Annotated in this window: 13 protein-coding genes; 8 read left to right on the top strand and 5 right to left on the bottom strand. The window is 58.5% G+C overall.

Features of this window, described 5'->3' with window-relative positions; genetic code table 11:
• Positions 1-21 precede the first annotated feature (21 nt).
• The 3 genes from ATO10_RS07695 to ATO10_RS07685 all read left to right on the top strand — a co-directional run bounded on the left by ATO10_RS07695 (position 22) and on the right by ATO10_RS07685 (position 2,694).
• Positions 22-399, top strand: coding sequence for a hypothetical protein (locus tag ATO10_RS07695; protein ID WP_155886716.1), 378 nt, complete (start codon positions 22-24; stop codon positions 397-399).
• A 70-nt stretch (positions 400-469) separates the two neighbouring features.
• Positions 470-1,855 (top strand): leucyl aminopeptidase family protein, encoded by a 1,386-nt coding sequence (locus ATO10_RS07690; protein ID WP_035250097.1) that lies wholly within the window; start codon positions 470-472, stop codon positions 1,853-1,855.
• Positions 1,852-2,694: a C40 family peptidase gene (locus ATO10_RS07685; protein WP_035250096.1), complete on the top strand. Its 843-nt coding sequence runs from the start codon at positions 1,852-1,854 to the stop codon at positions 2,692-2,694. The genes ATO10_RS07690 and ATO10_RS07685 overlap by 4 nt, the downstream gene beginning before the upstream one ends.
• Here ATO10_RS07685 and ATO10_RS07680 read toward each other — a convergent pair.
• Positions 2,675-3,019 carry a DUF2794 domain-containing protein gene (locus ATO10_RS07680; protein WP_035250095.1) on the bottom strand — a complete coding sequence of 115 codons (345 nt, stop codon included), beginning with the start codon at positions 3,017-3,019 and terminating at the stop codon, positions 2,675-2,677. The genes ATO10_RS07685 and ATO10_RS07680 overlap by 20 nt on opposite strands.
• Positions 3,020-3,252: 233 nt before the next feature.
• Positions 3,253-3,879: a TetR/AcrR family transcriptional regulator gene (locus ATO10_RS07675; RefSeq protein ID WP_035250093.1), complete on the bottom strand. Its 627-nt coding sequence runs from the start codon at positions 3,877-3,879 to the stop codon at positions 3,253-3,255.
• Between the two features lie 124 nt (positions 3,880-4,003).
• On the opposite strand from ATO10_RS07675, the gene mbfA reads away from it, so the two are divergent.
• The 4 genes from mbfA to ATO10_RS07655 are packed head-to-tail and all read left to right on the top strand — an operon-like array spanning position 4,004 to position 7,441.
• On the top strand, positions 4,004-4,981 hold the full coding sequence (gene mbfA / locus ATO10_RS07670; RefSeq protein ID WP_035250092.1) for an iron exporter MbfA: 978 nt from the start codon (positions 4,004-4,006) through the stop codon (positions 4,979-4,981).
• A gap of 32 nt (positions 4,982-5,013) precedes the next feature.
• Positions 5,014-5,940, top strand: a complete 927-nt coding sequence (locus ATO10_RS07665) for an AEC family transporter (protein ID WP_035250090.1) — start codon at positions 5,014-5,016, stop codon at positions 5,938-5,940.
• Positions 5,941-5,996: 56 nt separating this feature from the next.
• Entirely contained in the window at positions 5,997-6,827 is an 831-nt protein-coding gene (gene fghA / locus ATO10_RS07660; RefSeq protein ID WP_035250089.1) for an S-formylglutathione hydrolase, read from the top strand.
• A gap of 11 nt (positions 6,828-6,838) precedes the next feature.
• Positions 6,839-7,441 (top strand): HAD family hydrolase, encoded by a 603-nt coding sequence (locus ATO10_RS07655; protein ID WP_035250087.1) that lies wholly within the window; start codon positions 6,839-6,841, stop codon positions 7,439-7,441.
• Here ATO10_RS07655 and ATO10_RS07650 read toward each other — a convergent pair.
• Positions 7,438-8,676, bottom strand: a complete 1,239-nt coding sequence (locus ATO10_RS07650) for an MFS transporter (RefSeq protein WP_035250086.1) — start codon at positions 8,674-8,676, stop codon at positions 7,438-7,440. The two genes, ATO10_RS07655 and ATO10_RS07650, sit on opposite strands and share 4 nt — an antisense overlap.
• Before the next feature lie 113 nt (positions 8,677-8,789).
• Here ATO10_RS07650 and zapE point away from each other — a divergent pair, with 113 nt between their 5' ends.
• Positions 8,790-9,875, top strand: a complete 1,086-nt coding sequence (gene zapE / locus ATO10_RS07645; RefSeq protein WP_035250084.1) for a cell division protein ZapE — start codon at positions 8,790-8,792, stop codon at positions 9,873-9,875.
• Here zapE and ATO10_RS07640 read toward each other — a convergent pair.
• Together ATO10_RS07640 and accD are read right to left on the bottom strand one after the other, a co-directional pair.
• Complete coding sequence (locus ATO10_RS07640) at positions 9,872-11,146, bottom strand: bifunctional folylpolyglutamate synthase/dihydrofolate synthase (RefSeq protein WP_238323429.1); 1,275 nt, start codon at positions 11,144-11,146, stop codon at positions 9,872-9,874. The two genes, zapE and ATO10_RS07640, sit on opposite strands and share 4 nt — an antisense overlap.
• Positions 11,143-12,078: an acetyl-CoA carboxylase, carboxyltransferase subunit beta gene (gene accD, locus ATO10_RS07635; protein ID WP_035250079.1), complete on the bottom strand. Its 936-nt coding sequence runs from the start codon at positions 12,076-12,078 to the stop codon at positions 11,143-11,145. The genes ATO10_RS07640 and accD overlap by 4 nt, the downstream gene beginning before the upstream one ends.
• Between the last annotated feature and the right edge of the window lie 28 nt (positions 12,079-12,106).

Raw genomic sequence — 12,106 nt, 5'->3', positions numbered from 1 at the left:
AAATTTGCGGAGGACGACGGTGTGTCGGGACTAACAATGCTGTGGCTAGAGGACGAACCTTTGCATCTGGACCCAGAGCGTATGGCGGGGTTCTATGTCGATCTGGGCGAGGCGCAGGCGCAAGTTGCAATGGCGCGCTCTATGTCGGCTTTGCGGCGCAAACTGGGGCGGGCGGCGATGCATAACGCCAACGAAAACTGGAATTCTTTGGCCCGCACGGCACGTTCCATAGCCACCATCGCTGATCCCTTGGGGCTGAGCAGCCTTTCTGCGGTGGCGCGTGATGTTGCCCGAACGGCCGAAGCCGAAGACCACGTGGCGTTGGCGGCCACAATGGCCCGGTTAGAGCGCGTTTCGGACCGCTCTTTCAAGATGATGTCTCAGATGCAGCACTTTTGAACCCGATCCCGGGTTGCAGGTCGTGGCGATAAACTTAATCTGTGCCCAGCCTTTATAACCCGGGGACCCCATGCCGCTTACCTTCGCTTCTGCTGACGCGCCTTCGATCCCATTACATCTGTTGGATGCGGACACCTTCCCATCTTGGTCTGAAACCCTGGCCGAGGGCCAGCGCGCTTGGCTGGGCGCAAATGGTTTTACGGGGGCCGCTGGGCAGCTCTGTCTGTTGCCAGGCGCCGGTGGCATTGCACAGGCGGCGGTTGCCGGAATGACCCGGGGGAAGGCCCGCGATCGCAAGCGGTTCGAACTGGCCACAATCGCGGCCAAACTGCCCGAGGGTACATATCATCTGGAAACGGACCTTGCGGGAGACGCCTTGGAAGAACAGGCTTTGGGCTGGCTTTTGGGCAGCTATCGCTTTGATCGCTATAAAAAGGCCGCGCCGATGAAAGCCCGGCTGAAAGCGCCAGAAGGGGTTGATGCCGCGCGGCTTGAGGCGATTGCCGCGGGTGAATCTTTGACCCGCGATTTGATCAATACGCCCGCATCTGACATGGGGCCGGAGGCGCTTGAGAGTGCTTTCAAAGAATTGACTGCGCAGTTTGACGCGAGCATGAACGTTGTTCGCGGAGACGCGCTGCTGGAGCAGAACTATCCCATGATCCACACGGTAGGGCGCGCCTCGACGCAAGCGCCGCGCCTGTTGGAGATGCGCTGGGGCGCGAGGGGGCCAAAACTGACGCTTGTGGGCAAGGGCGTGTGTTTTGATACCGGCGGCTTGAACCTGAAGCCGGGCGCGTCGATGGGATTGATGAAAAAAGATATGGGCGGTGCGGCCACGGTGATGGGGCTGGCACACATGATCATGGCTTTGGATTTACCATTGCAGTTGCGGGTGTTGATCCCGGCAGTTGAGAACGCGGTGGCGGGCAATGCCTTTCGGCCGCAGGATGTGCTGACATCTCGCAAGGGGCTGACCGTCGAGATCAACAATACTGACGCAGAAGGGCGGCTTGTTCTGGCCGATGCTCTGGCGCTGGCTGATGAGGAAAGCGTGGATTGCATTGTCTCTATGGCAACCTTGACGGGGGCGGCGCGCGTGGCCTTAGGCCCTGATATCGCACCCTTTTATGCCACTGACCCAAACGATGCGGCAGCACTGTCTGCCGCGGGGGCAAAGGTCGCAGACCCGGTTTGGCAGATGCCATTCCATGACCCCTACGAGGGGATGATCGAACCCGCGATTGCCGATCTGGACAATGCCCCTGCCGGGGGATTTGCCGGGTCGATCACGGCCGCACTGTTCCTGAAACGGTTTGTCGAGCACAATCCCAAGTATCTGCATTTCGATATTTATGGCTGGCAGCCAAGCCCCTCTCCGGCGCGCCCCAAAGGGGGTGTTGGTCAAGGCGCGCGTGCCCTGCTTGAGGCGCTTCCCAAGGTGTTGAACCTATGAGCGATCCGCGTCTGACCCCAGCCAACGCGCGCGTGGCGGCTGCGCATTTGCAGGGGCTTGTGCAGGCCAAGACTTTTGCCAAGGGCACGGTTCAGCAGGTCAAAGTGCCTGTCGCTGACATTTGGGATGCCACGCAAACCCACCGACAACGCCAATTGCTGCGCGGCGAGAAGGTAAGGGTTTTTGAAACTCACAATGGAATGAACTTTGTTCAATCCGTCAAGGACGGCTACGTTGGATATGTCACCGACGGCCAATTGGGGGCGCCTGATGCGCCCACGCACATGATCGCGGTGCAAGCTTCCCATATTTATCAACGCCCTGACGTCACATGTGCGGACGCTCTGTGGCACAGCTTTGGTACGCAGCTTCAGGTGATCGGCGATGACGGGATGTTCTTTTCGCTGGCCGGCGGAGGGTATGTGCCCAAGCTGCATCTGCGCCCGCTGAACAAGCCCTTCACCGACCCGGTTACCGTGGCCCAAATGCTGTTTGGCGTGCCCTATCTTTGGGGCGGTAATTCAGCGGTGGGTATTGATTGTTCGGGCTTGGTTCAGGCGGGCTATTTGTCGTGCGGCCAACTGTGCCCGGCCGACAGCGATCTTCAGATGCAGGCCCTTGGGCAGACTTTGCCCGACGACATGGCGCCCCAGCGGGGGGATCTGTACTTTTGGAAAGGCCATGTCGCCATGGCAGTAGATGATCAGACCCTGATCCATGCGAACGGCTATCACATGGCCGTGGCCTATGAGCCGATTGCAGATACCGTTCAACGGATGGAGGCGCAGGGTGATGGGCCGCTTTTGGCGCGCAAGCGGGTTAGTCGACCGACCGAATAAGCTTTTTCTCAAGCACGCGCAGCACGGATTTCAAATCGTGCCCGCGTTTCAAGATACGCCCGTCCAGCCCGATCACCGCATATAGCCCCTGTTTGTGCCGAAGTTTGGGGCGCTTTTCGATGCGATAGAGAGGGTGTTCAGCCGTGCGCCTAAAGACCGAAAAGACGGCGACCTCACGCAGGCTTGAGATGCCATAGTCGCGCCATTCACCGGCTGCAACCATGCGCCCATAGAGACCCATGATGGCTCCCAGCTCGTGACGGTCAAAGTTTATCTGCTCATCCACCCGCTTGGCGGGGAAGGGCGTTGGGGTTTGCAACGTCATGCCCCAAGCCTGACCTCTTCGGCGTCGCAAATCAACCCTGCCCTGAATTCGCCTCTAAATCGCCCCTGCAATTCCTGCAAGCAGCCTCGGCGCAGCCCGGTTTGTAGGCAAATATCATTCTTGAGCATGAGAGCTTACCCGGCGTCGTGGATTAATTGCCCCCACCCAGCCTGCGGCGTCGGGATCATGCCAAACTGAAAACCTCGATCCGCTTGCGGGCCGGGGTTTTTCTTTTAGAAATCGGTATTTGCGTAGCGGGCCATGAACATTTGCACCGCACCGTCAATGATGCGGTCAAGTTCAACCTTGGTGAATTCCGTCTGCACGCCAAAGACCAGCTTCGCAAACATATCGGCTTTGACCAGTTCGGCGAACTGGTCGGCGGCCAGCGAAATATCTTCGATAATCAATTCGCCACGATCCACAGCACGGGTCAAAAAAGCGCTTAGCTCGGTGTGGACGGTGCGCGGGCCCGATGCATAAAACGCCTGAGCCAGTTCTGGGAAGCGCAGGCATTCGCCAACGCAGAGCCGATAGATGCTGCGCCCCAGGCTGGTTTGGATAAAGGCCAACAGGTGCTCACCCGCGGCCCGCAGGACCTGAGGCGCGGGATCGTCCAGATTGATAGCGGCCAAAGCCGTTTCGGCCTGCCGCGAGCACTCGCGGGTTGCGACCTCAAGGAACAACAGCCGTTTGTCGGGGAAATAGCTATAGAGCGTTGCTTTGGACACTTTCGCGGCCCGGGCAATGTCATCGACACTTGCACCTTCGAAACCGAATTCTAAAAAAACTTCACGCGCACCTTCCAAAACCTGATCGAACTTTCGCCCTTTGCGAATTTGGGCCGAGGCTGTTGTCATGCGGTACTCCAAAAGTTGGAACAACTATAAGCAGTGGGGAACCGTTGCGGCAAGGCCGAGAAGTGAGGGTTGAAGTTTTGGGGCGAAAGATTAATTTAGAATTGTTCTAATATAGGGGCGGCAGATGTTCTCCAGTTTTCATCAAGGACGCAAGTTTTCAGAGCTGAGCGAGGCCGAGATTATCGCGCTTGCGATCTCTTCAGAGGAAGATGATGCGCGAATTTATCGCACGTTTGCAGGACAGTTGCGCGCTGAATTTCCGCAATCGGCCAAGCTGTTTGAAGAAATGGCCCAAGAAGAAGACGTTCATCGGCGCCGATTGCACGAGCTGTTTGAAACCCGCTTTGGGCCGGATATTCCGTTGATCCGCCGAGAACATGTGGCTGGATATTATGCGCGCCGCCCCATTTGGCTGACTCAGAACCTGAGCCTTGATCAGATCAGGGGGACGGCGCGTCAAATGGAAGCGCAGGCGCAGCGGTTCTATGAAACCGCCGCAAAACGGTCATCAGACAGCGCGACTCGTAAGCTGTTGAGTGATCTGGCTGCAGAAGAAGCCAGCCACGAAGACAAGGCCATTCATCTGGAGCAGTCGCTGCTAAGCCAAGATGTGCGCGACGAAGAGGATGAAGCCGCACATCGCCAGTTTGTTCTGACATGGGTACAGCCCGGCTTGGCGGGGTTGATGGATGGGTCGGTGTCAACGCTCGCCCCGATCTTTGCCACCGCCTTTGCAACACAGGACACATGGACAACTTTTCAGGTTGGTCTGGCGGCGTCTGTGGGCGCAGGGATATCGATGGGATTCACCGAAGCCGCTTCGGATGATGGTGCGATCTCGGGCCGTGGCTCGCCGATCAAGCGCGGGATTGCGTCAGGGGTGATGACCACGATTGGCGGGTTGGGGCATGCGCTGCCCTATCTGATCCCGCACTTCTGGACGGCAACGATGATTGCGATGATCGTGGTGTTTGTTGAACTGTGGGCCATCGTCTGGTTGCAGAAGAAGTACATGGAGACACCATTCCTGCGCGCCACGTTCCAGGTGGTGCTGGGCGGGGCACTTGTCTTTGCCGCAGGGGCCCTGATCGGCAGTGGCTAGCGCGGGCCGCGCGCCCGTGCTAGGCCAGACGCATGCTGGCTGTTCTGCTTGAAACCTTACCATTTTTTGCGTTGATCGGCCTTGGGTACTGGGCCGGTCGCACAGGGTTTTTCAGCCCCGCGGCCACGGCCTATCTGACCAAGTTCGTTTTCTACTTTGCCCTGTCCGCAATGTTGTTTCGGTTTGCGGCGAAACTCTCGTTGGGGGCGGTTTTCGACTGGCCCTTTGTAAAGGCTTATCTGTTGGGCACATTGGTGGTGTACCTGATGGTGACGCTGGTTGCGGTCCTGCGAAAGCGCGGGGTCGAAGAGGCTGCGGTCGAGTCCCAGTGCGCGGTGATCGGCAATGTCGGGTTTCTGGGTGTGCCGATGCTGGCGCTGTTGATGGGCGAGGCCGCGATTGGCCCTGTGATGCTGGTGCTTTCGGTCGATTTGATCGTGTTTGGAAGCCTGATAGTCATCCTGATCACGGGCGCACGCGACGGGCGGGTTTCGCCCGCAATTTTGCGAACGGTGGGGGGCGGTTTGCTGCGCAACCCAATGATCGTTTCGATTAGCGCGGGTTTGATATGGTCAGCAACAGAGTTTCCGATTCCCGGGCCGGTGGATCAATTCCTGACAATTCTTGGGGCCGCTGCAACACCCGGCGCATTGTTTGCCATTGGCGCATCTTTGGCGGGCAAGTCGGCCGAACGGCTGACGGTCGCGGGTTGGCTTAGCTTTTGCAAACTGGTGCTGCATCCGGGCGCCGTTGCCATCGCGGCCTTGATTATCTTTGATGTCGACAGCTTTGCTGCGTCGGTCATGATCGCTGCGGCGGCGCTGCCGGTTGCGGGCAACGTGTTTATTCTGGCGCAGCATTATGGCGTTGCTCCGCAACGGGTCTCGGCCACGATATTCCTGTCGACCGTTGTTTCGGTGCTGACCATCTCGGCCGTCATCGCCTGGGTGCCGGGATAGAAATTTGCCCGGCTTTCGGGTTACCTGAAAACGACTTTCAAGATTGGAGCCTTGTTATGGAAACCCTTTCGGAAAATACCTGTTTTGGCGGCGTGCAGGGGGTGTATCGGCATGCTTCAGACGCCTGCCGTTGCGATATGACCTTTGGTCTGTTTCTACCCGAAGAGGCCAAGGACGGCCCCGTGCCGGTGTTGTGGTATTTGTCAGGTCTTACCTGCACCCATGAGAACGCCATGACCAAAGCCGGCGCGCAGGCCTGGGCGGCAGAGCAGGGCATCGCGCTGGTTTTCCCGGACACCTCGCCGCGTGGGGACGGCGTGGCCGATGACGAGTCCTATGATCTGGGAAAGGGGGCCGGGTTCTACGTGAATGCAACGCAAACCCCTTGGGCGCCGCACTTTCAGATGTGGGACTATGTTGCCGAAGAACTGCCTCGCATCATCACCGCGAACTTCGACATTGATGAGGATCGACAAGCGATTACCGGTCATTCGATGGGCGGGCACGGGGCGCTGACCCTAGCGATGTCTTTGCCCGGGCGCTTTCGATCAGTGTCGGCCTTTGCGCCGATCGCAAATCCCACGCAATCTGATTGGGGCCGCAAGCAATTGGGTGCTTATCTGGCTGAAGGCGCAGATTGGGCTGCACATGACTCCAGCCTTTTGATGCAGGAATCCGGCTTTGATGGGCCGGTTTTGGTGGATCAGGGCAGCAAGGACCAGTTTTTGGAACTGCTCCGCCCCGAGGCCTTGGCGCAGGCCATGGTGGCGCGTCGCCAACCCGGTACGTTCCGCATGCAAAAAGACTATGACCACAGTTACTTCTTTGTCGCATCTTTCATGGAAGATCATGTGAACTTCCACGCCGAGGCGCTGTATGCCGATTAACAGGGTGACTAATGACCATCGAAGCCGTCGTTTTGGACATCGGAAATGTCCTTTTGAAATGGAACCCTGAACCGTTTTACGAAGCGCTTTTGGGGGGAGAGCGAAAGCAGGCGTTGTTTGACGCTGTCGACCTCTATGAGATGAACCTGCGCGTGGATCGCGGAGAAGATTTCCGCGAGGTGATCTATTCCACTGCCGATCAGCATGCGGATTGGGCCGATGAAATTCGCCATTGGCATGACAGCTGGTTGGAATTCGTGCAGGGCGACATCGCGCTCTCGGTTCAGATCATGGAGCAGTTGCAGGCACGCGGTATTCCGGTGTTCTCACTGACCAATTTCGGCATTGGCACCTACGAGCTGGCCCGCCCGCATTATCCGTTCCTCAGCGCCTTTGATCGCGATTTCATTTCGGGCCATTTGCGGGCGATTAAGCCCGAACCCGACATTTATGAGATTCTGGAGCGTGAAACCGGGGTGGCGCCGGACAGGCTTTTGTTCACTGACGACAGCGCGTCGAATATCGCCGCCGCAAAGGCGCGCGGCTGGCAAGCGCATCACTTCGAAGGCCCGGAAGGCTGGCTGGCGCGGGTGCAGGTGGAAGGTTTGCTTTAGGCCGGAACGATAGATCGGTTCTCGCGGACCGGCAGGTGCACAATCGCCGAGAATAACCCAACGCCGACACCGATCCACCAGACCAGCGTGTAGCTGCCGTAAACATCATACAGGCGACCGCCAAGCCACACGCCCAGGAACCCGCCAATCTGGTGCGACAGAAAGACGATGCCATAGAGCGTGCCCATGTAGCGCAGCCCATATAGATGCGCGACCAATCCGCTGGTCAGGGGCACTGTTGCCAGCCACAGCGCGCCCATCACGGCCGAGAAAATCAAGACCGAAGCCGGCGTGATCGGCAGCAAGATGAATGTGCCCGCTGCAACTGTGCGGCCCAGATAGATCCATACCAGAAGGTATTTCTTGGTATAGCGTTTGCCGAGCCAACCAGCGGTTACCGTACCCACGATATTGGCCAGCCCGATCACGGCAATTGAAACCGCCCCAAGGGCCGACGTGGTCGACACCCCGATCGCGGCCAAAGTACCGGATGGATCAATCGCCCCGCACATTTCGGTCACAAAGGCCGGGAAATGGGCAGTGATAAAGGCCAGCTGATAACCGCAGGAAAAGAAACCCAGAAAGATCAGCGTATAGGACGGATCACGAAACGCTTTGCCAAGGATTTGGCCCATGCTTTCTTCCAGCTCTGCCTTTGAGGCGGGGGCGGGCGACCGCATCATCGGTAACACCAGCAACGTGGCCAAAATACCGGCTGCAAAGATCAAAAACACCTGCTGCCAGCCCATCATGCCCAGCAATATCTCGGCCAGAGGCGGGCCAAAGACTTGTCCGGCGCTGCCTGCCGCGGTTGCGATCCCGAGTGCCAGTGAGCGGTTTTCGTCGCTTGCAGCACGCCCGACGACGGCCAGAATGACACCAAAGCCAGTGCCTGCAATGCCAAACCCCACAAGGATTTCCAGCAACTGATGTTGTTCGGGGGTCACGGCAAAGGATGACAGCACCAGACCCGCCGCGTAGGTCAGCGCGCCCGCGATGATGGCACGCCGGTCGCCAAAACGTTCGGCCAAAGCGCCGAAAATAGGTTGCCCAATGCCCCAGGCGAGGTTCTGAATGGCGATTGCGAAACTGAACTCGGCCCGCAGCCAGCCGAACTCTTCGGCAATCGGAATTTGGAACACGCCAAAGCTGGCACGGATCGAAAACCCGACCATGATGATCAGACACCCGGCGATCAAAACCGGGGTAAATAGCGGCGCGCGGGTTTGTTCCATCGGGTTCTCCTGTGTGCGGCTAGGGTGCGCTAGGGCTGCGCGTCGGTCAAACTGAAATTCTTTATGTGTCAGATCACCTTTTCTTATCCGACGCGCCCAATTAAGGGTGTTTTATGGACCAGACATTGCGCGAAATTTACGATTACAAGGTCAGCACGGGCGAACTTCATGGAGACCCGGGACAGCTGGCCGTGTTGGAGCCGCTCCAGACCATTCGGGCGGCTCTGAACGAAAGCCCCCCGGCCAAACGTGGCTTTTTCCAGCGCCGCAAGAAGGTCGAACCGGTACGCGGGTTGTACATCTGGGGCGGCGTCGGGCGCGGCAAATCCATGCTCATGGACCTGTTCTTTGATCATGTCGATCTGGCCGAAAAACGCCGCGTGCATTTTCATGCCTTCATGCAAGAGGTCCACAGTCAACTGCATAAGGTGCGGCAGGCCGGAAAAGAAGATCCGCTACTGCATGTCGCCCAAGACATCGCAACAAGTGTCAAACTGCTGTGTTTTGACGAGATGCAGATCACCGACATCACCGATGCGATGCTGGTGGGCCGTCTGTTCGATCTGATGTTCGAAAACGGGGTGACGGTTGTGACCACGTCAAACCGCGTGCCCGATGATTTGTATAAGGATGGCTTACAACGCGAATTGTTCCTTCCTTTCATCGCGCTGATCAAAGAACGTTTGGGGGAACATCATCTGGCCTCACCCAATGATTATCGGCAAAATCGTCTGTCGGGGGCCGAGGTCTATTTCACCCCCGCCGATGCCGCAGCCCGCGACGCGATGGAGGAAATCTGGCAGGATTTCACCGGCGGCAAAGGCACGGCGCTGACGCTGACCGTTAAGGGGCGCGACGTGGTCATCCCCAAGTTTCACAATGGTGTGGGTCGGGCGACGTTTTGGGATTTGTGTTCCAAAATGCTGGGGCCGGCCGATTATCTTGCGATTGCCGAGGCTATGCGTGTGTTGATTTTGGAAGATATCCCCAACCTGTCGCGCAACAACTTCAACGAGGCCAAGCGGTTTGTGACTCTGATCGACGCGCTCTACGAGGCCAAAGTACGGTTCATCTGTTCGGCGGCGGCTCAGCCCGAGATGCTGTATGTCGAAGGCACAGGCGCATTTGAATTTGAGCGCACCGCCAGCCGATTGCGCGAAATGCAGGACAAAGACTGGGGCGTCGAGGCCGGCGCTTAAGCGTTTTTACGCAGGACATCCCCGGCCAGATAGAGCGATCCGCAAATCAGGATACGTGCGTTTGGCGTGTTGGCGGTGATCGCCTCAACCGCATCTTGAACGCTGTTCGCGACCTGCGCGTCCATCCCGATACTTTGTGCCGCCTGCATGGTCTGTGTGGCGGAAAGCGTGGCGGGGGTGTCTGGGATAGAGACCGCGTGCAAGCCTTGGGCGATCTGTGCCAGCGGTTTCAGATAGCCTGACACGTCCTTGGTATTCAGCATGCCACAAATCATGTGCAGCGGGCGATTGGGCAGACGTGAAAGCGCTTCGACCAGTGCATTCCCAGCCGCCGGGTTATGCCCGCCATCCAGCCATAGCTCGGCCCCATGGGCGGCATCGACCAGCGGGCCGGTGCGCAGGCGCTGCATGCGGGCAGGCCATTGGGCATCACGGGTGGCGGCGTCGAATGCGGTATCGTCAAATCCCAGATGGCGCAGGGCGGCGATGGCCATGCCGGCATTTTGCACCTGATGCGCGCCGATCAGCGCGGGCAGGGGCAGTTCACGCAGCCCGTTTTCATCCTGAAACACCATCTGCCCGCGTTCTTCCCAGACGTGCCAGTGCTGACCATAGGCCAAGAGCGGCGCGCCCAGCTCTGCGGCGCGGGTTTCGATCACGTCCATCGCCTCGTCTTGTTGAGGGCCAACAATGCAGGGCACGCCCCGCTTGATGATCCCGGCTTTTTCGGTCGCGATCTTGGCCAGCGTATCGCCAAGGTATTGTTCGTGGTCCAAAGACACCGGCGTGATGATTGTCAGCGCCGGTTTGTCGATGACGTTGGTGGCGTCCAGCCGCCCGCCCAAACCGACCTCTAGCAAGGTGTAGTCCGCAGGTGTGCGGGCAAAGGCCAGCAATCCGGCAACGGTGGTGATTTCAAAATAGGTGATGTCCGCACCTTCATTGGCGCGTTCGCAGTCATCCAGAATTTCGGTCAGGGCCGGTTCCGAGATCACCTCTCCGGCCAAGGTGATCCGTTCATGAAACCGCACCAGATGCGGCGAGGTATAAGCATGCACGCGTTGGCCTGCAGCCTGAAGCCCGGCGCGGATCATCGCCTGAGTAGAGCCTTTGCCATTGGTCCCCGCGATATGAATAACAGGCGGAAGCGCGCGTTGCGGGTTGTCCAGCGCTTCAAGCAAGCGCCAGACACGGTCCAGCGTCAGATCAATGATCTTGGGGTGGAGAGACATCATCCGTTCAAGGAGGATGTCACTGCTTTGTTGGCTCACGCTTTGTCGGCCTCGGCGTCAGCCTCGGGGGCCGGCAAGGCGGTGGCCGTATCAGGGGCAGGCAAGTTGCCCGAAATGGCCGGCGGCTGACCCATCAGCATGCGGATGATGGTGATCAGCTCGTCGCGTAGTTCGCCACGGGGGGTCACGCGGTCCAGCATGCCGTGATCCAGCAGATACTCGGCGCGCTGGAAGCCCTCGGGCAGCTTTTCGCGGATCGTTTGTTCGATCACACGGGGGCCAGCAAAGCAGATCAACGCATTCGGTTCCGAGATTTGCACATCGCCCAGCATCGCATACGAGGCCGTCACGCCACCAGTTGTGGGGTGAGTCAGCACAACGATATAGGGCAGGCCTGCCTCTTTCAGCATCTCAACCGCAACCGTGGTGCGCGGCATTTGCATCAGGCTCAGGATGCCTTCTTGCATCCGCGCGCCACCGGCGGCTGAAAACAGCACAAGCGGTTGACCAAGGGCCACAGCGCGTTCAGCGGCGGCAATGATTGCGTTGCCCACGAACATGCCCATTGATCCGCCCATGAAGCGGAAGTCCTGCGCAGCCGCGACGATGGGTGTCTGGCCGATTTCACCTTCGGCCACCAGCATCGCTTCGGCTTCGCCTGTGCCCTTTTGGGCGCCCTTCATGCGGTCCGGGTATTTCTTTTGATCTTTGAAGTGCAGCGGATCCGCGATGGGCGCCGGAACGGCGACCTCGGTATAGATGCCACCGTCAAACAGCGCGTCAAAGCGGTCGCGCGGGGCAATCGGCATGTGATTGCCACAGTTGGTGCAGACGTTCAGATTCTCTTTGAGCTCCCGATGGAACAGCATGGTTCCGCATTCGGAACACTTGCGCCACAGGTTCTCGGGCACTTCGCGCCGCGAGAACAGAGAGTTGATCTTGGGGCGGACGTAGTTGGAAATCCAGTTCATAATACAGGCCTGTCATTGCACCTTTCTG

Source organism: Actibacterium atlanticum (assembly GCF_000671395.1).
Taxonomy (GTDB): Bacteria; Pseudomonadota; Alphaproteobacteria; order Rhodobacterales; family Rhodobacteraceae; genus Actibacterium_D; species Actibacterium_D atlanticum.
The sequence above is the reverse complement of the archived record's forward strand: the minus strand, read 5'-3'. Positions and strand labels throughout refer to the sequence as shown.

What these genes read in the sequence shown, in the direction of transcription:
- ATO10_RS07690 (WP_035250097.1), top strand. Translation starts at nt 470, where the DNA reads ATGCCGCTTACCTTCGCTTCTGCTGACGCGCCTTCGATCCCATTACAT.
- ATO10_RS07685 (WP_035250096.1), top strand. Translation starts at nt 1,852, where the DNA reads ATGAGCGATCCGCGTCTGACCCCAGCCAACGCGCGCGTGGCGGCTGCG.
- ATO10_RS07680 (WP_035250095.1), bottom strand. Translation starts at nt 3,019, where the DNA reads ATGACGTTGCAAACCCCAACGCCCTTCCCCGCCAAGCGGGTGGATGAG.
- ATO10_RS07675 (WP_035250093.1), bottom strand. Translation starts at nt 3,879, where the DNA reads ATGACAACAGCCTCGGCCCAAATTCGCAAAGGGCGAAAGTTCGATCAG.
- mbfA (WP_035250092.1), top strand. Translation starts at nt 4,004, where the DNA reads ATGTTCTCCAGTTTTCATCAAGGACGCAAGTTTTCAGAGCTGAGCGAG.
- ATO10_RS07665 (WP_035250090.1), top strand. Translation starts at nt 5,014, where the DNA reads ATGCTGGCTGTTCTGCTTGAAACCTTACCATTTTTTGCGTTGATCGGC.
- fghA (WP_035250089.1), top strand. Translation starts at nt 5,997, where the DNA reads ATGGAAACCCTTTCGGAAAATACCTGTTTTGGCGGCGTGCAGGGGGTG.
- ATO10_RS07655 (WP_035250087.1), top strand. Translation starts at nt 6,839, where the DNA reads ATGACCATCGAAGCCGTCGTTTTGGACATCGGAAATGTCCTTTTGAAA.
- ATO10_RS07650 (WP_035250086.1), bottom strand. Translation starts at nt 8,676, where the DNA reads ATGGAACAAACCCGCGCGCCGCTATTTACCCCGGTTTTGATCGCCGGG.
- zapE (WP_035250084.1), top strand. Translation starts at nt 8,790, where the DNA reads ATGGACCAGACATTGCGCGAAATTTACGATTACAAGGTCAGCACGGGC.
- accD (WP_035250079.1), bottom strand. Translation starts at nt 12,078, where the DNA reads ATGAACTGGATTTCCAACTACGTCCGCCCCAAGATCAACTCTCTGTTC.